The sequence below is a fragment of the Acinetobacter sp. 1130196 genome, assembly GCF_000588095.1.
GTDB classification, from domain to species: domain Bacteria; phylum Pseudomonadota; class Gammaproteobacteria; order Pseudomonadales; family Moraxellaceae; genus Acinetobacter; species Acinetobacter nosocomialis.
In genome coordinates, this window is the sequence record NZ_JFWX01000006.1 from 39,137 (window position 1) to 62,326 (window position 23,190).

Sequence of the window (23,190 nt, forward strand, 5' to 3'; positions counted from 1 at the left end):
GAAAAACCACAATGAATGAATGAGCAATATTGGTCAATTCAGATTTTTAATAAAAAACGCGCCTATATCGGCGCGTTTAATCATCTTAAAAGATTAAGCAACTGAATCTTTAAGACCTTTACCAGCTTTAAAGCTAGGTACTTTTGTTGCTTTAATTTGAAGCTCTTCACCAGTTTTAGGGTTACGACCAGTACGTGCAGCACGCTCTTTAACACTGAAAGTACCAAAACCAACTAAAGTTACTGTGTCACCTTTTTTAAGTGCTTCAGTAATTGACGCAATTGTCGCATCGAGTGCCTTGCCTGCATCAGTCTTAGATACTCCCCCTTTTTCAGCAATTGCATCGATTAATTCTGATTTATTCATGAATAAAACATCCTCTTAATATCGTTTGTTTAAGGTCCAAGGCTATAGTTTAAAAGGCCATGACGCCTTTATAGCAATGCTTTGGGGGAAAACGCAATACTAGAGCAGAGCTTTTAGCAAAAATAAATGCTAAAAAACTGTTATATATTTGCTAAATCCCTACATTTTTTTACTTTTCATTCAATTTTGCCTTCAATTTTTGATTTTCTTCAATAAGAGCATCAACCTTTATATGCAATTGAACTAACAGTTGTTCAATGTGCTGTAAGTCCTTCGGAGTAACTAAACCAATTCGATTTAAAGAATGATTTACACTGGTATCTAAAATTTTTTCGACCTTGTCTTTTGTATCAGACACTGACTCTTTCGCCTTTTCGGTTACTTTGCCAACAGTTGTATCGGCTAAATCACCAGTTTTAGACTCAAGTTCTTCCCCTACTTTGACTAGTGAGTCAAATAGTTTATTGCCTTCTTCTTCTGCACGAGAGAAAGCACCTAAACCAGCTAACCATATTTGCTTGGTATACTTTCTAAAATCCAATGCAGACTTTCTAGAACTTTTTGATTTTAATTTGTTTTTATCTCCTTGCTCTTCTGATTGTGTTTCTATATTTGCATTATCCATTGACCTAAGCTCCTGATCGGATGAGACAGATGAAGTCTTATTTAACCACAAAATATTCTTATAATAACAAAGTCAAGACTTGATACATTTATGAAACTGTTCTACAAAACAATCATGTCATGTAAATATATTTAACAGGACAATGTGTTAAGTTTGAGATAGGATGTCTCATTCTCTTAATTAATCTCTAATATTTAAGGATAAACTTTTATGAGTGAAACGCAACAAAGACAAAAACACCCACGTCTGTTGCTGAACATTGTTCTAATTATTTTAGAAACTTTTTTCTCATTTATTCTCACCCACGATGGTGTTCTTCGCTTGCAGGCGAAAAAGTTTATCGCAAATAAAATCACAATCCGTATTAATAGCTACTTGCCATTTTTCAACTTCTATGTGCAATTTACGGAAAAAGGTTTGTTATTTGATATTCATTCTTATGATCGTCGTATTGACTTAGAAATTAATAGTACTCTCATCGACCTTATCAAAATTTTTGCTTTTTCAAATCAACGTAGTTTAAACAATATGCGAATTGATGGAGATGCAGAAACTAAAAAAGAACTCATCGATTTAATTTCACATCTCACTTTACCTAAGCTTCTAGCTGACTGGAAGCAATGGTTCAATACTCCAGATGATGAAGCCGAAGCACTTGCTTCACGTAAAAAAATTGCCCCCTTACTTGAAAAAATTGATCAACAGCGTTCAGAGATAAATTCTTTGAATGTCGAAATTAAGCAGTATCAAAATCGAATTTCACGTTTACAGCAGCGCCAACGCAACATTAACTTGTGCTTTGGTATAATTAGCCTAATATTTATTGCTTATTTCATATATAATTTGTGGGTAGCTTAACTTATTTTTTCTATCTTGATCCTGCACTTGAATTAAAAATAAAAAAACTTGACTATTTTAGTCGGGATTCATAAAATCCTATTATCTAGTCTTAACATGTGTATCGAATCATGCGCCTTACAACTCGCGGTCGCTACGCAGTGACTGCTCTACTTGATTTAGCTTTGCAGCCAACTGAACAAACGATCACGCTCGCCGAAATTGCCGCACGTCAATCTATTTCAGTTGCTTATTTAGAGCAGTTGTTCGCAAAACTTAAGCGTCATGGGTTAGTTTCTAGTGTTCGCGGTGCAAATGGTGGTTACCATTTGGCTCGAAACGCTGATGAAATTACTGTGTTAGAAATTATTGAAGCCGTAAATGAAACTGTTGATGCAACACGTTGTGACCATAAAGGTAACTGCCAAAATGGTGCAATGTGTCTTACTCACGATTTATGGCAAGAACTCTCTCATCATATTGCCGACTATTTAGCTAAAATCACTCTTGCCGACCTCATTAGCCGAGACAACGTTCAAACTGTTGCATTACGCCAAAATGTGACTGGCACAGATTCAGCTCTTTTATCGGGTACAGGTATTTGATATGAAACGTCCAATTTATCTTGATTACGCAGCAACCACTCCAGTAGATCCGCAAGTTGCAGAACGTATGATGGAGTGTTTAACTTTCGACGGTACCTTTGGTAATGCTGCATCTCGTTCCCATGCTTATGGCTGGCAGGCAGAAGAAAAAGTTGAATATGCACGTGAGCAAGTCGCAAATTTAATTAAAGCTGACCCACGTGAAATTGTTTGGACTTCTGGTGCAACTGAGTCAGATAACCTTGCTCTTAAAGGTGTTGCTCAATTCTATGCATCTAAAGGCAAACATATCATTACAAGTAAAATTGAACACAAAGCTGTTCTAGACCCTTGTCGTGAATTAGAAGAACAAGGTTTTGAAATTACTTACCTAGAGCCAGAGCCACAAACAGGTTTAATTACTCCTGAGATGGTTAAGGCTGCCCTTCGCCCAGATACTATTCTTGTTTCCCTTATGATGGTAAACAATGAAATTGGTACAGTTACAGATGTAGCGGCGATTGGTGAATTAACACGTGCCAACAAAACATTTTTCCATGTAGATGCAGCACAAGCAGCTGGTAAAGTTGATATCGACTTATCTACTATGAAAATTGATCTTATGAGTTTCTCTGCTCATAAAATTTATGGTCCAAAAGGTATCGGCGCATTATATGTACGTCGTAGCCCACGTGTTCGCTTAAAAGCACAAATTCATGGTGGTGGTCATGAGCGCGGTATGCGTTCTGGTACTTTGGCAACTCACCAAATCGTTGGTATGGGTGAAGCTTTTGAAATTGCAGGCAAAACAATGCATGCTGAACAAGAGCGTATTCGTAAACTTCGTGACAAACTTTGGAACGGTTTACAAGACCTTGAACAAGTGTTCTTAAACGGTCACCCGACTCAAAACGTTGCTAATTATTTAAATGTCAGCTTCAACTTTGTTGAAGGTGAGTCTTTAATGATGTCGCTTAAAGATGCTGCTGTATCAAGTGGTTCTGCTTGTACGTCTGCAACTTTAGAGCCTTCATATGTTCTTCGCGCATTAGGTTTATCTGATGAGCTAGCACACAGCTCAATTCGCTTTAGTTTTGGTAAATACACGACTGAAGAAGATATTGACCACGTGCTTACAATTACCAAAGCCGCTGTTGAGAAATTACGTGAACTTTCTCCGCTTTGGGATATGTACAAAGAAGGTATCGATCTTTCTACAGTTGAATGGGCAGAACACTAATTATTGAAATTAGTGTTTTAACCCTCATATTAATATTAGGCTGACCCCGAGGTTTGGAGAAGCAAAATGGCTTATAGCGAAAAGGTAATTGATCATTACGAAAATCCACGTAATGTTGGTGTTTTAGATAAAAACTCTGAAAATGTTGGTACAGGCATGGTGGGTGCACCTGCATGTGGCGACGTGATGCGTTTACAGATTCAAGTAAATGACAGTGGCGTAATCGAAGAAGCACGCTTTAAAACTTACGGTTGTGGTTCTGCAATTGCATCAAGTTCACTTGTAACTGAATGGTTAAAAGGTAAAACACTTGATGAAGCTCAAGCAATCAAAAATATTGATATTGCGACTGAGTTAGCTCTTCCGCCAGTAAAAGTTCACTGCTCTGTTTTAGCTGAAGACGCGATTAAAGCTGCGATTGAAGATTATCGTAGTAAAAAGTCAAAAGCTTAATTTGTTACCATTATAAACGTTGGAGTTTTCATGATTCATTTAACTGAAAATGCTGCGACTCATATTAGCAATTACCTTAAAAACCGAGGTAAGGGTGAAGGCATTCGCGTTGGTGTGAAAACTTCTGGTTGTTCTGGGTTGGCTTATGTTCTCGAATTTGTAGACGATATCGATGAACATGATCAAGTTTTCGAACAATTCGGTGTTAAGGTTTTTGTAGATCCTAAAAGCTTAGTTTACTTAGAAGGCTTAGAAATGGACTATGTTAAAAATGGCCTTAACGAAGGGTTCGAATTTAACAATCCTAATAAAAAGGGTGAATGTGGTTGTGGTGAGTCTTTCACTGTTTAATCCTCTCCTTTCCTTTTTCTCATTAAAACAGTGTCTTTCAACAGCACTGTTTTAATGTATTTAATTAACGTGGATCCCATTTCTAATGAATCATTTTGAGTTGTTCAATTTACCTGTGGCACTCGATATCGATTTGGCAAGCTTAAAATCAAATTTCTTGAGTTTGCAACAACAATATCATCCAGATAAAGCCGCAGATAAAGATCAAGCATTAATCAAATCAAGTGAAATCAATCAAGCTTTTAAAACACTATCACAAGTAGATAGTCGTGCTGCTTATCTTTTAGCTCTTAAGAAGCAAGATCATCATCTTGATCAATCTATTAGTGATTTTGAGTTTCTACAATCTGCTTTAGAACTTCGTGAACAACTTGACGAAGCGACAACAACTGAACATTTACGTACTTTAAAGCTAGAAGTACAACAATGGATTGATGGCCTGGTTCGTGAATTCAAAATTGATTACAGCGAAGAAGATTGGGCTGAAGCACGTGATACCGTACGTAAGTTACGTTTCTTTCAACGTGTTTTGAACGATATTGATAAAGCAGAAGATCAACTGTTAGATGAAGAAGACAGCTTTGATTTAGACGATGATTTTTAATTTTGCTTTTTCTACTTTATTTTCAAGGGATTTAACTCATGGCACTTTTGCAAATTGCTGAACCGGGTCAATCCAGTGCCCCACACCAACATCGCATTGCGATTGGTATTGACCTAGGAACAACACACTCACTAGTTGCGACAGTGTTATCAGGCAAACCTAAAGTACTCAATGATGTTCAAAATAGAAGATTACTTCCTTCTATCGTTCATTATGGGGACAATACAACTCATTATGGTGAAGAAGCTAAACCATTTATCATTGCAGATCCCAAAAATACGATTGTATCTGTTAAAAGATTTATGGGACGCTCAAAAGCAGACATTAAGTTTCAGCATCCTTATGAATTAGTAGGCTCAGAAAATGAAATGCCTGCTTTTGAAACACGTGCCGGGCGCAAAACACCAGTAGAAATTTCAGCCGAAATTTTAAAACAATTAAAAGATCGTGCTGAAGACAGCTTACAAAATCCTGTTAATGGTGCTGTGATTACAGTTCCTGCTTATTTTGACGAAGCTCAGCGTCAAGCAACTCGCGATGCAGCTCAACTTGCAGGCTTAAACGTATTACGTTTATTAAATGAACCTACAGCTGCCGCAGTAGCTTATGGATTAGATCAAGAAAGTAATTTAGAGACCGACCGTAATTATGTAATTTACGATTTGGGCGGTGGTACTTTTGATGTATCAATCTTACGTTTTTCACAAGGCGTATTTGAAGTTTTAGCGACCGGCGGCCATACCGCTTTAGGTGGTGATGACTTAGACCGCCTCATTGTGAAATGGGCAAAAAAGCAGCTTAATATTGATGTATTAAGTAATGAAGACTATGCAGTATTTATAGTTGCAGCACGTCAAGCTAAAGAGCAATTATCTACTCAAGATTCAGTTGAATTAAAACTGCTTGATAGAACTCTTACACTAGACCGACCTACATTTGAAAGTATCATTCAAGTTGCTTTAGATAAAACAATCAGTGTTTGTAAGCGTGTATTGCGTGATGCAAAGCTTGATTTGACTGACATTCAAAATGTAGTTTTAGTGGGTGGCTCTACCCGCTCTTATGCAGTTCAAAAAGCTGTACGTGAAGTTTTTGGTCAAGAACCTCTTTGCACAATTAACCCAGATGAAGTTGTAGCAATCGGTGCTTCAATTACAGCAAACCAGTTAATTGGTAATAGCCAAGATGGCTCACTTCTTCTAGATGTCACTCCTCTTTCTCTTGGTTTAGAAACAATGGGAGGACTAGTTGAACGTCTGATCTCTCGTAATACAGCTATTCCTGTTGCACGTCGTCAAGAGTTCACAACCTATCAAGATGGCCAAACTGCCATGTTAATTCATGTGGTTCAAGGTGAACGTGATTTAGTTGAACATTGCCGCTCATTAGGTAGATTTGTACTCCATGGCATTCCGCCAATGACTGCAGGTCAAGCCCGTATTGAAGTCACTTTCCAAGTTGATGCTGATGGCTTACTTACTGTTTCTGCTCGTGAAGCAACTTCTGGTGTACAAGCTCATATCGATATCAAACCATCGTATGGTTTATCTGAGGCAGATACAGAACGCTTATTAATTGAAGGTTTCCAACATGCCGAAGAAGACAAAAATCTTCGTCACTTAAAAGAAACCAAAGTTGAAGCAGAGCGTGAACTTGAAGCTCTAGAGCAAGCCTTAAAAGTAGATGCTGATTTACTTGATGAAAAGCAACTTGCAGAACTCAATTCTTCAAAAGAATCATTAAAAGTTCAGCTCGAAGGTAGTGATATTCAAGCGATTGAGCATGCAGTTCAACAGCTTAAAGTACATAGTGACGCTTTTGCAGCATTACGAATGAACCGACATATTGACCATGCCTTAAAAGGCACAAAGCTCGACGATTGGTCAAAATCAAACTAAAAGGTATAGGTGATCAATATGCCACGTATTAAAGTACTTCCTCATGCTCAGATTTGCCCTGAAGGTGCAGAATTTGAGGTTGAACAAAATGCAAATCTTTGCCAAAGTTTGCTCAATAAAGGTATCAAAATTGAACACGCTTGTGATATGTCTTGTGCATGTACAACTTGCCACGTGATTGTTCGCAAAGGTTTTGATAGCTTAGAAGAGATGAACGATGTTGAAGCCGATCTTTTAGACCGTGCTTGGGGTTTAGAACCAGACTCACGTCTTTCATGTCAGGTGAAAGTTGTAGATGAAGATCTTGAAATTGAGATTCCGAAATACACAATTAACCACGCTTCGGAAAATCACTAATAAATAATAAAAAAAGCTGCTTAGGCAGCTTTTTTTATTTATATAAATTTATACCTGATCTTGTTCTTCATCGATATTTATAGGCTTAACTTCATCCTCAAGTCTAAGCTGAGCAACACCTTGAGTATTAACCAAAGTTTGTTGAACTTTAATGCGCTGAATCATTTTTTCAAGCACTTCAACCAACTCAGGGTATTCGTAGTTTTGTACTTCTTCTAAATTTAAAACTAAATGGAAACCTTTATATTCATAATCAAACCATTGTTGATGGTCTGATTTATTTCCTGTGTATTTTTCCATGACTTGCCATGTTTTTACTGCCCCTTGAATACCCTTTAAATAAATTGGGGTCTTAGGCGCACATAGAAAATCACTTTTGATTAATTGATAAGTATCATCAGAAATGAGTATTTCATCAATTTCAGCAGCATACTGTAAACGTGCCGCTAAATTTACGTCGCGACCTACAATCGTATAAGCCATACGATGGGTTGCACCATAATTCCCTACGTGGCAATAACCTGTACTAATACCCATACGGATATGTAAGGCTGAATATCCCATTTTCTTCCATCGTTCGCGCAATAACTTCATTTGCTGTCGCATAGCAATTGCCATTTCTACACACGATTTGGCATCTTGCTCAACTCCTTGTGAATTCGGATCTCCAAAAAAGATGAGGATTGCATCTCCCATAAATTTATCGACAGTCGCCTCATATTGCTTCGCAATTTCAGTCATATGACTTAAATAGTCATTAAGCAAGAAGGCCAAGTCATCTGGAATTAAGGTTTCTGACAATTCAGTAAAACCTTGAATATCAGAAAAGAAGACGGTCATTTTTTTACGTTTATATTCGATTTTTGCTTCAGCTTCACCACGCATAATCGACTGCCATAATTGCAATGGAGCATAGCGGCTTAACTGATTAGCAAAAGCGATATAACGCGTCATTTGGTCATAATAATGCTGGCGTTGCTGACTAATTTTTTTTACCCAGCGATGTTGGTAGTAATTTCCAATAGTGATAAACATCACTAAACCAAGTAGGGTAATTACCGTTAATTCTTGGCTTGTGGCTTCAAAATATGGATGAAAACCAAATAGAAAAAAAGTACTTAAATAAAAAATAATCGCACCAAGCAGACTCGTTAAACAAATCACTGCAAACGAAATACGACTATTAATTGCTGAGTAAAATAATGCAAAAAGTGCAATAAATGTAGGAACAAGATTGAGGTGTACGCCTGCTAGAGTAACCGCCACCACAATTGCATCTATCGCAAAGAAAACACTTTTTTGGGTTTTCTTATCAAATTGGTACTGTAACCAGTGCTCTAATTTAGAACTAACAAAAAGTAAAAAAAGAAAGAAAGGAGGAATATAGATTTGATAATTAGTATTTGGTGAGGTAAAGGCATAGATCACTAAAATCAATGACAGAATGGAATACCCCATCAAACGATGAAAATATGCAAACTGCTTAGGTTCCCGATCTATAAACCTCTCTAATTGCACCCTATCCTCCACATTTCAATGTAGCCACACTCACATGTGGCATGACATTGATTTAATCCATGCGCCAATCAAAAGGCATATCACCCTGACCACGTAAAGCAAGCATAAGGGTCTGACGCATGTGAGCTAAAACATCACTTGTGTATGGTACAGCTGGTGTACCCCACACTGGTTTAGGCCAAGCTACGTCATTTTGATAGCGGACAACATGGTGGAAATGTAATTGAGGTACCATATTACCTAAAGCTGCAACATTCATTTTGTCAGCACGAAAAACGCGAGATAACTGGCTAGATAACCAGCTTGATTCACGTAAAAACTGTTCTTGGTCAGCTTGACTTAATTCGTATAATTCCGTGATTCCTGGTACACGAGGTACTAAAATCAACCAAGGAAATTGCATATCATTCATTAAACGACATGTTGAAAGCGGGAAATCGCCTACAAAAAAAGTATCTTGAGCAAGTTGTGGATGCAAACTAAACATATCTTTTATAAATGACAATAAACAATAATGGCTAATACTATCACATCAGTTTTGATGTGAATATTATTAGTAGTCCGTTTACTTACAAATAACAATGATTTTATGCACTTATTCATATCTCAAGGTATAAAAAAGTACATAAAATCCAATCACAACAAGACAAATGCCCTGATCAGTTATGGCTTATTCAAAAAACTGGACTCAGGCATGTAATTCACTCATCAATTTTTGTAGTAAATCATTGATAAATTGAATTCGTTTTTCATAGTCTTCAAGCTGCACCATCACTTTCAAGCGCTGTCCACCTTCCATACGATAATAGGTCGGGTTCTTTTGCATGAGTTGAATAATACTAATCGCCTGAACTGGAGTATCTGGTGAAAATTCAATGTTGCCGCCTTGAGTATTAATATCAATTTTTGTAATACCCAAATGCTCCGCTTTTAAGCGGATCTGATGCACGCTAAACAAGTGTTTAACTGATTGCGGTGGAACACCAAAACGGTCAATAAGCTCCATGCGAATATTATCCAGTTTTTCTTGAGTATCTGTATTACTAATACGTTTATAGAATAATAAACGTTGATGAACATCACCTAAGTAATCATCCGGAATAAGTGCGGGAATATGTAAGTTAATTTCTGCAGTTAACGACAATGGTGCATCGAAATTCGGTGTTTTACCCTGTTGAATTGCTTTAGTCGCTTTCTCAAGCATTTCCATATACAAGCTATATCCGATCGCCTGCATTGAACCGCTTTGTTGCTCACCCAACAATTCACCAGCACCACGAATTTCTAAATCTTCCGTAGCGAGCATAAAGCCTGCGCCTAATGTAGAAGCTCGTTGAATTGCATCAAGACGTTTTTCAGCATCACCTTTCAAGTGCTTGATTGAAGGCACCAATAAGTAAGCATAAGCTTGGTGATGTGAACGACCTACACGTCCACGCAACTGGTGCAATTGTGCTAAGCCAAGCTTATCTGCACGTTCAATTAAAATTGTATTGGCATTTGGAACATCAATACCCGTTTCAATAATGGTTGAACACACCAGCACATTATATTCTTTGTGGTAGAACTGCTGCATAACTTGCTCAAGTTCACGTTCACGCATTTGTCCATGTGCTACCGCCACGCGTGCTTCTGGCACAAGCATACGAATATTTTCAGCCGCTCGCTCAATGGTATCTACTTCATTATGCAAGAAGTAAACTTGTCCACCACGTAATAACTCACGCAAAATCGCCTCTTTGATTGAAGCATCTGTATGTTCTTGAACAAACGTTTTTACTGCTAAACGACGTGCTGGTGGAGTGGCAATGATCGATAAATCACGCATTCCCGAAAAAGCCATATTAAGCGTACGAGGAATTGGAGTTGCGGTAAGGGTCAACATATCAACATCAGCACGCAAAGCCTTAATTCGCTCTTTGTCACGTACGCCAAAGCGATGTTCCTCATCCACGACCATTAAGCCTAGATCTTTAAACTGAACATTCTCTTGTAATAACTTGTGTGTGCCTACCACAATATCGACTTTACCATCCGCCAAGTCTTCAATATTTTTTAAATGAGTTTTGTTTGAACCAAATCGTGATAACACTTCAATACGAACAGGCCAATCAGCAAAACGATCTTTAAAAGACTCATAATGCTGTTGGGCAAGTAACGTGGTAGGAACTAAAACTGCAACTTGTTTACCATTTTGTACTGCAACAAAAGCTGCACGCATGGCCACTTCGGTTTTACCAAAACCTACATCACCACACACCAATCTATCCATTGGTTTTGCTTGCTGCATATCATATAGTGTGGCTTCAATTGCATTGGCCTGATCAAGTGTTTCTTCATACGCAAAGCCACTTGCAAATTGCATATAAAGCGACTGATCCAATTCAAAAGCAAAACCAGGTTTTGACTGACGACGTGCCTGAATATGCAAAAGCTCGGCTGCAACATCATGAATTTGCTCTAATGCTTTACGTTTTGCTTTACTCCAAGCATCAGTACCAATTTTATGTAACGGTGCTAAATCTGGGTCGCCGCCACTATAACGGCTAATTAGATGTAAGTTGGTTACTGGAACATAAACTTTGGCATCTTCAGCATAATCTAGCTGTAAGAACTCATAGTCTTGACCTTCGATAGCAAGTGTAATTAAGCCAGCATAACGTCCCACACCATGATCAATATGTACGACAGGAGCACCAATACTTAGCTCAGTTAAGCTTCGAATTAGAAACTCTTCAGAAACTTCCTGTTGACGCTTACGACGACGCTGTACAACTCGGTGTTCATAAAGCTGATTTTCTGAAATAACTGTTAATTGATCAGTTATAAGTAAACCACGGTCTAAAGGTGCATTGGTAATCGCAATTGCAAATTGACTGGTTTTGAATTGCTCAAAATTCTCTACATTTGGAATTTCACCCAAACTTGAACGCAATGCATCTTTTAAACTTTCTCGGCGTCCTGCACTTTCTGCAACCAATAGAACAGGATGGTTTGCTTCATCAATATATTTTTTTACAGCTGCAAATGGTTTCTCTTTTTTTGGATCGACCGGTAATTTAGGGGGTTGCTCAGTTTTAAGGTTAAGTGCACCAGCTTTTTCTTCAATAGTTTCTGCACTTACAAGCATGCGCGGAAACTGATTTAAAGCACTCAGCAAATTATTTGGAGAAATAAATAACTCTTCAGGAGCAAGAATAGGTTGATCAATATTATGACGTCGATCTTCATAACGACGCATAACTTCTTTCCAGAAGTTAGTTAAATCGGTATCAACATCACTAGTTGTAATTACAATGCAATTCTTTGGCAAGTACGTTGTAAACATACTTTGCGATTGCATTTGTTCTTTATCAAAAAATAATGGTAAATAAAATTCAATTCCGGGAGATGCTATACCATCTAAAACATCTTGATAAATTGGATTTTTCTTAGGGTTTGCTGTCGGGAAAAACTCAGAATAACGATCTCTAAAAACTGACCGTGCTTCTTTTAATGGAAACTCTTTAGCGGGTAGAACAGTAAAACTTTTTAACGTTGTGGTTGTTCTCTGGGTTTCAGGGTCAAAGAATTTTAACGAATCAATTTCGTTATCAAATAGATCTATTCGGATAGGAGCTTCTTGCCCAGATGCAAAAATATCCATAATACTACCGCGTACCGCAAATTCTCCATGATCATAAACTGTATCTACCAAATGGTAGCCAGCCTGAACCAATCTTAGTTTTTGCTGTTCTAAATCAAATTTTTGCCCCACTCTTATATCAAAGTGCTTACCCAAAACCCATGAGTAAGGCGCAACCCGTTGAGCCAAAGTACTTGCTGAAATGAGTAATACGCCTTGCTGCGGCATATTCGATAAAATCGCAAGACGTTCCGAGACAATATCCTGATGCGGAGATAACCTATCGTAAGGCAAAATTTCCCAATCGGGAAAAATTGTCGGTTTTATTCCATAAAACTCAAGTTCACTTTCTAATTGAGCAACATGTTGGTTATTTCGAGCGACTAAAACTAATAAAGAAGAATGCTGATTTACAATTTCTTTAAGCAATAAAGCTGCTGATGAACCTAATAACGACCCCACCCAACGCTTTTCACCGGCCTTGAGCTGTTGCAAATTCAATTGAGAGATTTCTTGTTGAAACATGTATATGGCTTTTATGAGCTAAAAAGGTATGAGGTTAATAGTAGCATGATGTTTTTATTGAATTGAGTTATTTTTCTGAAATCAAGCTACTACTTTAAGATACTTTTTTATAGTTCTTAAACAAATGTTTGAACTTATTTATCACGTAGAAACATCACATAATATTGGTTCAATATTTGTATGATTGCTTTAAGTTCAAGCAACTTTTCTTGAGTATTACCTAACCTTTCGATATAGCGTTGATTTGCAATTTCTAAATCAATTTTTTCATTAATTTGTGGTGTGATTTGGAATAACTTACGTAAATCATCAAAGTTCTGTAATTTACGATTTGAAAAATATTCAAGGTGCTCTGACCACTTTTCATTAATCACGACATCTTTAATAACCGGACCACGCTCTGAATCAAAACTGAGCTGATTCTCCTGTAAATATAATTGCTCTGGTGACTCTTTCGAGTCTTGAAAAAGCTGGCTTAACTTTTTGAACATTTCATCACATCTTATTAGTTTCAATTTATATAGTAGAGGTAATCTACTCACCTCTACCATCTAAGTTTATTTTTTAATGCCTACTCGCCACCCAAGTCATCTAGAAAATCTACTGTCGGGACGAAAAATAAAGTACCTGTTTGGGCAGTGCTAAAGTCAAGTAAGCGGTCAAGATGACCTTGCTCATTTCCTAAGAACATATTTTCAAGCATTTGACGGGTTGTACTAAATTTACGCGAGTATCCAATAAAGAAAGTCCCATATTCATTTTTTGAAGGGTTAGAAAAAGGCATATTGGCACGCATAATTTTTAGCTCATTACCTTCTGCATCATGCGCTTTACTTACCACATTATGAGCTGTTAAAGGCTTTTCATCATCACCGAGTTCAATATCATTAAACTTCTTACGACCAATTACTTTTTCTTGTTCTTCATCACTTAAAGCACGCCATTTTTCCATATCATGGGTATATTTTTGAATAAATGCATAACTTCCCCCAATGAATTCGGGATCTTCGCTGCCCACTAGAGCCCACTGCGCTGCAATTACAGGTTCAGGATTTTCTGTTCCATCTACAAAGCCGATAATTGCACGACCATCGAAATAACGGAAACCATGTACTTCATCAATTGGATAAGTCACTTTACCCAACTGTTCATTGATAATACTTCCCAATTCATAGCAGAGAGCTTGTCGATCAGCACGAATATGAAAGAATAAATCACCTGGTGTTGAAACGGCTGTGTACTTTGGGCCTTTGATTTCTTGGAATGTTTCTAATTCTTGAGGCTTTGATTGTTCTGGAAATAAGATATCCCACGCATTTGAGCTAAAACCGAACGTGGCATTAAATTTACTTTCTGGATAACGATTAGACAAACTTCTGGTTAACGCTGAAAAATTAGCTGCAAAATCTTTTACTTTTTCTACAACAGAATCACCTTGAGCTAATCCTAATACAATAAATAATGCATTTTCTCCAGGATGACTCGTTACAGGTTGAATTCTCATACATTCCATAAAACAGGCCTTATTTTGGTAATTTACGGTAGTAATTTAGCATATTCATGTTTTTATCGTACGATTTCTTATGGTTCTTAGCTATTAAAAAAGAGATTGAACGATCCCAATCTCTTGTAATTTTTCTAAGTTATATTTAGCCACCATATTGTTGTTTTAAGTATTTTACAATTTGGGCAGATTCAAACATTTTAACGCCTGTATTTGGATCAACTAAATAAGGCACCTGCATTTTTCCTTGCATAATCTGCAACGATTTTTCTCGTTTACCACCCTTTAAGGGCACATATTTTCCCGGTTTTAAGCGAAGAATAGCAGGCCCCATATCTTGCCACCTTTCTTTAGCCACATTATGCAAAATATAAGGAATTTCAAGTTCGCATAGTACATTTCTTACTCTCTTGAATATGGGCTTGCTTCAAAACTCCATAATTCAAGTTTATGTTCAGGTGCGGTCCGATTTACTATTTTTTTATCAATCCAGACTCCACGAGCACCATTTAATAAGGTTCCAGCAAATGCAACATATGGTTTTTCAGGATAATTTGAAAATTTCTGAGGCGTTTGCCCTGTCTTACCATAATGTTTAAATAAATGATGAATAATATCTTGTGATTCGTATAGTTTATCGCCTGTATTTTCATCAATTAAAAATGGAAACTGCAATTTACCGCCTATTTCTTTTACAACTGAACGATATCTTGTTCCCCCTTTGGGACATGGGTAAATTTCCACATCCAAATTTAAAAGTGTAATCACTTCACGAACACGCCGACAAAATGGTGAACCTTCAAACTCATAAAGTTTTAGAGCTTTAACAGGCTGATTAGGAAATGCTGTACCTGTAACCCCTCTACCACCTTGAGCAATTGCAGATGCTACTGCTTGCAGCACTTTAATTTGATGATTCACCATTACACGTTCCTTTATATTGTGGAGCTAAACTAATTTTTCCTTAGCAATCACAATTCCATTGTTATCTGCATAAATAAAATCGCCAGATTGAATTGTGACTCCACCAAAATACAAAGGAATATCTACTTCACCAATGCCCTTACGATTACTTTTTTGTGGAATTGCAGCCAATGCATGTACCCCTAAATCCAGAGTCGCAAGTGCATCAACATCACGTACACAGCCATAAATAACCACACCATTCCAGTTATTTTTAACTGCTGATTCAGCAATCATATCTCCCATAAGTGCGCAGCGCATTGAAGCACCACCATCTACAACTAATACCCTCCCTGTACCATCTGTAGCCAATAATTCTTTTACACGCGAGTTATCTTCAAAACACTTTACAGTCACAACTTGTCCACCAAAAGTTTGACGTGCACCGTAACTTTTAAAGAACTTACCGTCCATTGAGGGCGTGACCACTTGTAAATCTTTTTCCGGGTTATCATCCAATAAATCACATGTCACAAATGGTACTGTTGACACTTTTATTCTCCTTATCGAGTTTGTTGTATGCTGAGATTATCATATCGTTTAAATGCTTCAATTTGCGTTAGCGCCGCTACAACCATGGTATGAGCCAATTGCTCTGCTGTAACAGGTTTATATTTGAATGGTTTATTCCATTTACTTTCAATGAATTTAAAAAGACTTTGTCCTAAATCTTCCATAAAACGCACATCGCTACGTTTACCAATTAATAAAGATGGCCTGAAAATAGATAATTTTTCGATGCCTAAACTCTGAATATAGTCTTCTAATTGTCCTTTAACCTTATTGTAGAAAATTGGTGAATTAGCATTTGCCCCAAGTGCACTTACAATTAAAAAATGGATATGTTTATCTTGGATCAAGTCTGCAAAATGAGCATTTATCTCATAATCCACCGCATAAAAGCCTTGTTTTGAACCTGCTATTTTTAAAGTTGTACCTAAACAGCTAAATGCGTGAGTATGATCATTTACGTCTTCATCGTTGAGCAATAAAAAATCTTCAATTACTAACTGAGTAACTTTTTTATATGTATTAAGTAGTTGTGATTCTTTTCTAACAACAACTGTAATCGCTTCAAATTCCGGTGTTTGTTCAAGCTCTTCAACTAGAGCTAATCCAACGAGTCCTGTAGCACCTACTACAATTGCTTTTTTCGTGCTTATAGTCATTTTTTATCCAACCTTCTTTAAGTTTGTATCAAATTTAACCTTTTCTTACGGTTTTAGCAGCCCCTAAAACGGCTTAAAATGCTCTCAAGGCTTGACTTCACGGTATTGATTCATCACAATATGGCACTTGTTTACGGGCTGGTGATGGTTACACCAGTTTACTGGATTGACCACAGCCCGCCCAGACCAACTTATTTTCAAGGAGTGCAAGAGTGGCAAACTCTGCTCAAGCTAAAAAACGTGCGCGCCAAAACGTTAAAGCGCGTAAACACAACGCAAGCTTGCGTTCTATGGTTCGTACTTACATCAAACGTACTTTAAGTGCAATCGCTGGTGGTGATTATGCTGTTGCTACAGAAGCTTACAAAAAAGCTGTTCCTGTAATCGACCGCATGGCTGATAAAGGCATCATCCACAAAAATAAAGCTGCTCGTCATAAGAGCCGTTTAAATGCTCAAGTTAAAGCTTTAGCTAACTAATTGAAGCATGTAAAAAAAGCCCAACAGGGCTTTTTTTATTACCTATAATTTTATAATTACTCTACTTTATGAAATTTAGAGACATCTAACTCGTAAGCTTCGCCTCGCCAAATCCATTTCAATTTACAATTTGGAAATTCATCCCCTTCAAACCACACAAACAGGCCTTCCATCATTTCTGGCCAATCTGCTTTTTGTATTTGATTGTTGCCTGAAATTACAGCAACTATGGCAGCAATAATTGTGTCATGACTAACAGCTAAACTCAGCCCACTTTTTGTTTTAGGATGAGTCTGATAAATAAGTTCCAACACATCTAAAACCCCAGTAATGGGATGTTTCATACCAGGTAATGCATTGTTCACAAAACTATTAATAAAGCCTAAAGCACCTTGTTTACGAAAATATGGTGCAGCCTGTTGAATATCGAGTACAAAGCTCCCCGGTTCTACCAGTAAGCCTTGTTCAACAATTTCAATTGTATGTGTATTCGGTTCAGGGCTTACCCCATCTGCACCTTCAATCATAAGTGCAGCAGTATCTACACAACGTTGAATTGGACTAGAAATACAGTGTTGAATTACACGATCCGTATTTTTGATTAAATAGCTACCCCATTCCTGTGCAAGCTCACGTCCTTGAGGTGTAAGTTGAAGGTCATATCCTGCCAAGCCTTGCCCATCTACCAGCTCTCTTAAGGAGTGACGTGTAAAAAGGGTTACAGGAGTTGAAGCATCAGGCAATAAATCAATTGCTTCAAACATGCTTTTAGGCAATAAATCGAGTGCCATTTTTATCGTGTCATCTTTTCTCAATATTTTGCCACTATAGCATGTCTGCAATAACTCTCAATCCAAAACACCCGATTGAGCCAAAGCTTCAAATGCTATTTTTTTGCTTTCCTGATCACGAAATGCGATAAAGCCCCCGTTTAATACAGTATCACGTTGGTTATATTCAAATGGTTTACCTTTTAGTGTGAGCAAACCTCCACCTATACTTTCTAATAATCCCTGACCTGAGCTAGTATCCCATTCAGATGTAGGGTGAAATCTAGGGTAAATATCAATCTCGCCTTCTAACATCATGCAAAATTTATAAGCACTTCCCGCTTCACGTCGAATTACGGTACGGCTCTTTTCAATTGGCTCAATAAACTTCTGATACTTCGGGTTTTTACTACTATGACTTAAGCCAATTTGTACAGGCGCTTGTGTCGAATAAGATTCTTTTTGATATTGGTACCATTGTTGTTGGCTAAAGTTATATTTAAAAGGCAAATCACTTAAATAACCTAAATAAACAACTTGTTCACACGGTACAACAATTACAGAAAATACAGTTTCACGCCCCTCAATCAAACTCAAATTTATCGTGAACTCATCTCGTTCATGTATAAACTCTTTCGTACCATCAAGAGGATCTAGCATCCAACAAGAAGACCAATCGTGGCGAGCGCTATAGTCGCTTTCTTCGGATAAAACTGGTAACTCTGGTGTGATTTCTGCAAGATGTTTCAATAAAAATTGATTTACTTTTAAATCTGCTTGGGTCACAGGTGAATCATCATGTTTTTCTTGAATATTAAACTCATATCCAGCTGAATAATTCTGATATTCTTGTAATAAGATCTGACTAGCCTCTTCCAATATTGGTAGTAGCTGTTCAATTAAGACATCATTGGGGCGAGTTGTTGTTATAAACATAAATAAGCTCTATTTACTTTCCTTTTCATTATAAGTGAATTGTGACAAATTCAGTATTCACCAACAGTCTAGTATTCTTACAAAAAGCTCTTATCTTTAACTAAGAAGTCTTCTATTACCTTAAAAGCTGATTCTTTATATTTTTACTTATTAAACCACTTATTACTCAAGAGAAAGTAACGTTAAATTTTGTATAAAAAACATATTATAACTTATGAAAAATAAACAACTTAATGTAAAACCAACCATTTCCTTTTCACACATTTCTTGCTATGTTCAATAGCACAATAACAAAATGGAAGACTAAATATGACGCTATATGGATATCACTTTTCAACAATTGAAAATAACTGGGAAGACTTAACCCCATTAAATGAGTTTTTACAAACATTTGCTGATGATGATGGTGATGTCTCCCAAAGAGACAAAGAATCACTGAAAGAAATTATTGCTAAATCCGATACAGCTTTGGCTTTAGCTAAAGAAATGGGTTGGGACGGTAGCTATACGGGTTGCCCTTATTTATTCTGGTTACCAAGTAAGAATACACAATCATTTGAATATGGATTTGTTTTTAAACAAACCTCAGATAATTCGACTTTTGTGATTTCACCAATTGAATTGGCTTATCTGGCCCAAGATGAGCAGGTAGAAACTTTAAGTAAAAATATTGACTAAATAACAAAGGTTATTGACTTAAAAATTAAGCCAATAACCTGACTCTACTGTTGTTATTCAAACATACTTAATTGAGGCGTGGGCTTTATAATCTTCTCTTTGGGAACGTGTAAACATTCAAATTCCTCAACAGGAAAACCTTCAATAAAGCTTGAAATATCTGGTGTTTCTAAACTTAACCATTCTTCTAGACGGTCATGCGGAATCACAATGACTGATCGTTTGACATCGCCCGGTTCATGAAAATCTTTCATCATGGGATGATCTATCGCATCCATAGTTAACATACTTGCAGAACGGATAATGGTTTCATTCATTTTGCAAATTTCATAAATTGCGGCAATGAAAAAAGCCTGTCCATCTTTACGGCGGACGCCCCATCGCTCAGGTTTATCATTTATATATTTACTCTCATAAAACTCCGTCACGGGTATTACACCAAACTTACATTTAAGAGCGGCTTCTTGAAAACTCGGTTTTTGGAAAATCGTTTCATGACGGGCGTTATAAGTATGTTTTGCTATATTTGTATCTTCGGCCCATTTAGGAACCAAACCGAACATGACTTCACGCCACTCAAAACCTTGCGGTGATTTGAATAATAGCGGCATTGTCCCACCCGGATAAACCTCATCGGCATAGCTAAAGCCGACCACAGGCAACTGAAGTTGCTGCAATTGGGCAAGAGTTAAAGGTTTAAAGTTGGCACACATAGCAAGAATAAAATACTGTACTTTTACATCTCTTATTTTATAAGTATTTATTCTATAAACCAAATAAAAAGGCACTCGAAAGTGCCTTTAACGACATAACTTTACGCTTAGGAAATGTGCTGAATTCCTTGCGGAATGGCCTGTAATAGTCGTTTAGTGTAGTCATGTTGCGGATGCGCATAGAGCTCATCTGAGTTAGCGATTTCAACAACTTCACCATGATTCATGACCATGACCTGATCAGAAATATATTTCACAACCGATAAGTCATGTGAAATAAAAATATAACTAAGGCCAAACTCATCTTGTAAGTCTTGTAATAAGTTAAGTACTTGTGCCTGAACCGACACATCTAGTGCCGAAACAGATTCATCACAAATTAGAATTTCAGGCTTTAGCGTTAAACAACGTGCAATCGCAATACGTTGGCGTTGACCACCCGAGAACTCATGCGGATATCGATAATAAGCTTGTTCAGGTAAATTCACTCGCTCAAGTAAACCAAGTGCAATTTGCTTACGTTCCGCATCATCTTTACCAATGCCATGAATTTGCATAGGTTCTAATAAAATCTGCCCAATGGTAAAGCGTGGATTTAGCGAAGCATATGGATTTTGGAAAATGATTTGGATCTTCCTTTGATATTTGGCAAACTCTTTTTCAGTTAAAGACAGAATATCTTTACCTTCAATTAAAGCCTGCCCCCCAGATGCTTCATGTAAACGCATAAGCAACAAGCCCACAGTGGTTTTACCTGAGCCAGACTCTCCCACTAAACCAAGCGTTTTACCTTTAGCAAGTTTAAAAGAAACGCCTTTTACCGCCTGAAATTCTTCTTTGCCAAATAACCCCTTACGGCTATAAAAGCTTTTTTTCAAATCTTTTACTTCTAAAATAATTTGCTCATCGCCATTTAAACCACGTTTACGCTGTGGAATTTCTGAAACATCAAAACTTTGCTCTACCAATATATTGTCTTCTTGACGCATAAAATCGCTGGTCACAGGCAAACGATAAGGTCGCTGTGATATTTGAGGACGACAATAGAGCAATGCTCGGGTATATACATCTTTAGGTTGCTCTAGAACTTGTTCTGCAAGTCCCTGCTCTCTAATTTCACCATGACGCATCACAATGACTTGATCTGCAATTTCACCCACTAAAGCCAAATCATGCGTAATAAAAAGCATCGACATTTGACGGCGCTGGCGCAACGATTCGAGTAAATCAATAATTTGTTTTTGAATGGTGACATCAAGTGCCGTAGTCGGTTCATCGGCTATCAGTAGCTTAGGTTCACAAGCAATCGCCATTGCAATCATGACACGTTGCTGTTGACCACCAGACAGTTGGTTAGGATAAGCATCAATCTTAGTTTCCGGTGAAGGTATCCCGACCTCTTTGAGTAACTCTAAAACACGTTGACGGGCGTGTTTACGACTCATACCCATGTGTAAACACAACACTTCTGCGATTTGATTACCTACCGTAAAAACGGGATTTAATGATGACATCGGTTCTTGAAAAATCATGGCAATATCTTTACCACAGATTTTTCGCATATCTTTACGGGATAAGCTGAGTAAATCTTGACCTTCAAAAACAATCTTACTTTTTTCATCAATTTTACTTTGGCCTACAGGTAGTAAACCCATGATTGCCAAAGAAGTAACCGATTTACCACTACCTGACTCACCAACTAAAGCAACAGTCGTATTTGCTGGAATATCAAAGGAGATTCCTTTAACAGTTTCGATATACTGCTTGTCTTCACCTTTAAAACTTACACGTAAGTTTTCAATGTGAAGTAATGGGACATTTTTTTGTTGTTCTGACATTAGCGTTTCCTCTTATTTTAGTTTTGGATCTAATGCATCACGCAGTGCATCAGTAAACATTGAAAATGCCGTAACCAAAACAGCCATTGCTACCGAGGCTGCAACAAGCTGCCACCATTTTCCTAAAAGAAGTTCACTTTGAGCTTCATTTAACATACTGCCCCAAGACACTACCCCTACAGGAACACCGAAGCCCAAGAAACTTAAAATAACTTCCGATTTAATAAAGGAAACCACCAAAATCGACATTTGAACCAAAGCGATATGGCTGACATTAGGAAAAATATGAATAAACATACGGCGAAAATGGCCAACACCAATTGCCTTGGCCGCCAGAACATATTCACGTGAGGTATGTTTCATATACTCCGCACGAATTAAACGGTAAACACCAGTCCAACCCGTTAAACCTAAAATCAAAACAATAGATAAAATGCCCTTTTGTTGCAGTACGGCAGCTATCGCAAGAACTAATAATAAATATGGAATGGAAGTAAAAATGTTATAAAACCAGTTAAGGATGTCATCTACCCAACCACCAAAGTAGCCTGAAATTGCCCCTAATAATGTGCCTAAGGTCACTGCGAGTAATGCAGAAACTAGCCCTACAATAATTGAAGTTTCAGCACCTTTAATGGTTTTTTTAAGAACATCTTGTCCCCATTTGTCGGCCCCAAATATAAGAGTACTTTTTAGTTCACTTTGCTGATCGAGTAAGTGTCCACCTAGTTGCTGATCAATTGCTTTCATATCATCAGCTAGCGGGTCAACTACACCATAATAATCAATTGCACTTCCAGAGGTCTTTTCTTGTTTAATTTCAGCCTTGAGTTGGTGAATGACATCTTTTAAAGGATCGACTGGATTTTCCGGTAACTCTTCATCTACAGCAGCTGTCTTTTGCAAAGCTTCATTTGTTTTATCTGCACCAATAAATGTAGGAGGTGCATAACTGACAGCAACTTCTTTATTCCAGTCTGATGCAATCACGCCAGTAAATGATAGTAGCAATACGACCAGATAGAACAGCACAACAATGAGCGATGCAATTGCAATTTTGTCAGCCCGAAGACGGCGCATTGCAAGGCGCCATAAACCCGCTGAAGCTGGAGCTGTCTGGGTTTGTAATTTTCTTTTTGTTAGAACACTTAGCATAA

General features: G+C 37.4%; 24 protein-coding genes and 1 pseudogene. 10 read left to right on the forward strand and 15 right to left on the reverse strand.

Annotated features, from left to right (window positions below):
* Positions 1–93: 93 nt before the first annotated feature.
* Together J671_RS09245 and J671_RS09250 are read right to left on the reverse strand one after the other, a co-directional pair.
* Complete coding sequence (locus J671_RS09245; protein ID WP_001043034.1) at positions 94–366, reverse strand: HU family DNA-binding protein; 273 nt, start codon at positions 364–366, stop codon at positions 94–96.
* A gap of 169 nt (positions 367–535) precedes the next feature.
* On the reverse strand, positions 536–991 hold the full coding sequence (locus tag J671_RS09250) for a phasin family protein (protein WP_002049921.1): 456 nt from the start codon (positions 989–991) through the stop codon (positions 536–538).
* Positions 992–1,201: 210 nt separating this feature from the next.
* On the opposite strand from J671_RS09250, the gene J671_RS09255 reads away from it, so the two are divergent.
* The 8 genes from J671_RS09255 (at position 1,202) to fdx (ending at position 7,315) form a co-directional block, all read left to right on the forward strand.
* Positions 1,202–1,849 carry a hypothetical protein gene (locus tag J671_RS09255; RefSeq protein ID WP_002050024.1) on the forward strand — a complete coding sequence of 216 codons (648 nt, stop codon included), beginning with the start codon at positions 1,202–1,204 and terminating at the stop codon, positions 1,847–1,849.
* Between the two features lie 110 nt (positions 1,850–1,959).
* Positions 1,960–2,433: an Rrf2 family transcriptional regulator gene (locus J671_RS09260; protein WP_002050146.1), complete on the forward strand. Its 474-nt coding sequence runs from the start codon at positions 1,960–1,962 to the stop codon at positions 2,431–2,433.
* 1 nt (position 2,434) lies between these two features.
* Positions 2,435–3,652, forward strand: a complete 1,218-nt coding sequence (locus J671_RS09265) for an IscS subfamily cysteine desulfurase (RefSeq protein WP_002050229.1) — start codon at positions 2,435–2,437, stop codon at positions 3,650–3,652.
* A gap of 66 nt (positions 3,653–3,718) precedes the next feature.
* The gene (iscU, locus tag J671_RS09270) at positions 3,719–4,105 is read left to right on the forward strand and encodes a Fe-S cluster assembly scaffold IscU (protein WP_002049835.1); all 387 of its coding nucleotides are present in this window, start codon (positions 3,719–3,721) and stop codon (positions 4,103–4,105) included.
* 30 nt (positions 4,106–4,135) lie between these two features.
* Positions 4,136–4,456: an iron-sulfur cluster assembly protein IscA gene (iscA, locus tag J671_RS09275; RefSeq protein ID WP_002050042.1), complete on the forward strand. Its 321-nt coding sequence runs from the start codon at positions 4,136–4,138 to the stop codon at positions 4,454–4,456.
* A gap of 85 nt (positions 4,457–4,541) precedes the next feature.
* On the forward strand, positions 4,542–5,060 hold the full coding sequence (hscB, locus tag J671_RS09280; protein ID WP_004887424.1) for a Fe-S protein assembly co-chaperone HscB: 519 nt from the start codon (positions 4,542–4,544) through the stop codon (positions 5,058–5,060).
* A 38-nt stretch (positions 5,061–5,098) separates the two neighbouring features.
* Positions 5,099–6,958, forward strand: coding sequence for a Fe-S protein assembly chaperone HscA (gene hscA, locus J671_RS09285; protein ID WP_004709050.1), 1,860 nt, complete (start codon positions 5,099–5,101; stop codon positions 6,956–6,958).
* Positions 6,959–6,976: 18 nt separating this feature from the next.
* Positions 6,977–7,315 carry an ISC system 2Fe-2S type ferredoxin gene (gene fdx / locus J671_RS09290; protein WP_004887426.1) on the forward strand — a complete coding sequence of 113 codons (339 nt, stop codon included), beginning with the start codon at positions 6,977–6,979 and terminating at the stop codon, positions 7,313–7,315.
* Between the two features lie 48 nt (positions 7,316–7,363).
* On the opposite strand, the gene J671_RS09295 is transcribed toward fdx, so the two are convergent.
* The 8 genes and pseudogenes from J671_RS09295 to J671_RS09325 form a co-directional block, all read right to left on the reverse strand.
* The gene (locus J671_RS09295; RefSeq protein ID WP_001175670.1) at positions 7,364–8,833 is read right to left on the reverse strand and encodes an adenylate/guanylate cyclase domain-containing protein; all 1,470 of its coding nucleotides are present in this window, start codon (positions 8,831–8,833) and stop codon (positions 7,364–7,366) included.
* Positions 8,834–8,885: 52 nt separating this feature from the next.
* Positions 8,886–9,320, reverse strand: a complete 435-nt coding sequence (locus J671_RS09300; RefSeq protein ID WP_000492048.1) for an HIT domain-containing protein — start codon at positions 9,318–9,320, stop codon at positions 8,886–8,888.
* A gap of 201 nt (positions 9,321–9,521) precedes the next feature.
* Positions 9,522–12,983 (reverse strand): transcription-repair coupling factor, encoded by a 3,462-nt coding sequence (gene mfd / locus J671_RS09305; protein ID WP_004887428.1) that lies wholly within the window; start codon positions 12,981–12,983, stop codon positions 9,522–9,524.
* A gap of 134 nt (positions 12,984–13,117) precedes the next feature.
* The gene (locus J671_RS09310; protein ID WP_004887430.1) at positions 13,118–13,474 is read right to left on the reverse strand and encodes a hypothetical protein; all 357 of its coding nucleotides are present in this window, start codon (positions 13,472–13,474) and stop codon (positions 13,118–13,120) included.
* Positions 13,475–13,554: 80 nt separating this feature from the next.
* Entirely contained in the window at positions 13,555–14,487 is a 933-nt protein-coding gene (locus J671_RS09315) for a Dyp-type peroxidase (RefSeq protein WP_009504897.1), read from the reverse strand.
* Positions 14,488–14,632: 145 nt separating this feature from the next.
* Positions 14,633–15,411: pseudogene (locus J671_RS0104340) on the reverse strand (glutathione S-transferase N-terminal domain-containing protein).
* 24 nt (positions 15,412–15,435) lie between these two features.
* Complete coding sequence (gene rraA / locus J671_RS09320) at positions 15,436–15,942, reverse strand: ribonuclease E activity regulator RraA (RefSeq protein WP_004887438.1); 507 nt, start codon at positions 15,940–15,942, stop codon at positions 15,436–15,438.
* Positions 15,943–15,953: 11 nt separating this feature from the next.
* Positions 15,954–16,619, reverse strand: a complete 666-nt coding sequence (locus J671_RS09325; protein WP_004709063.1) for an NAD(P)H-binding protein — start codon at positions 16,617–16,619, stop codon at positions 15,954–15,956.
* Between the two features lie 212 nt (positions 16,620–16,831).
* Between J671_RS09325 and rpsT the strand changes: the two genes are divergently transcribed.
* Positions 16,832–17,098: a 30S ribosomal protein S20 gene (rpsT, locus tag J671_RS09330; protein WP_000013652.1), complete on the forward strand. Its 267-nt coding sequence runs from the start codon at positions 16,832–16,834 to the stop codon at positions 17,096–17,098.
* Positions 17,099–17,154: 56 nt separating this feature from the next.
* On the opposite strand, the gene J671_RS09335 is transcribed toward rpsT, so the two are convergent.
* Together J671_RS09335 and J671_RS09340 are read right to left on the reverse strand one after the other, a co-directional pair.
* Complete coding sequence (locus J671_RS09335) at positions 17,155–17,889, reverse strand: histidine phosphatase family protein (RefSeq protein ID WP_004709064.1); 735 nt, start codon at positions 17,887–17,889, stop codon at positions 17,155–17,157.
* Between the two features lie 57 nt (positions 17,890–17,946).
* Entirely contained in the window at positions 17,947–18,804 is an 858-nt protein-coding gene (locus J671_RS09340; protein ID WP_004887439.1) for a 3'(2'),5'-bisphosphate nucleotidase CysQ family protein, read from the reverse strand.
* Positions 18,805–19,113: 309 nt separating this feature from the next.
* Between J671_RS09340 and J671_RS09345 the strand changes: the two genes are divergently transcribed.
* A complete protein-coding gene (locus J671_RS09345; protein ID WP_002049893.1) occupies positions 19,114–19,482 on the forward strand; it encodes a hypothetical protein in 369 nt (122 codons plus the stop codon).
* A gap of 53 nt (positions 19,483–19,535) precedes the next feature.
* Here J671_RS09345 and J671_RS09350 read toward each other — a convergent pair whose 3' ends face one another.
* The 3 genes from J671_RS09350 to J671_RS09360 form a co-directional block, all read right to left on the reverse strand.
* Positions 19,536–20,195, reverse strand: a complete 660-nt coding sequence (locus J671_RS09350) for an SOS response-associated peptidase family protein (protein WP_031944263.1) — start codon at positions 20,193–20,195, stop codon at positions 19,536–19,538.
* 107 nt (positions 20,196–20,302) lie between these two features.
* Positions 20,303–22,033 carry an ABC transporter ATP-binding protein gene (locus J671_RS09355; RefSeq protein ID WP_004887441.1) on the reverse strand — a complete coding sequence of 577 codons (1,731 nt, stop codon included), beginning with the start codon at positions 22,031–22,033 and terminating at the stop codon, positions 20,303–20,305.
* 12 nt (positions 22,034–22,045) lie between these two features.
* Positions 22,046–23,188: an ABC transporter permease gene (locus J671_RS09360; RefSeq protein WP_004887442.1), complete on the reverse strand. Its 1,143-nt coding sequence runs from the start codon at positions 23,186–23,188 to the stop codon at positions 22,046–22,048.
* Positions 23,189–23,190: the final 2 nt, after the last annotated feature.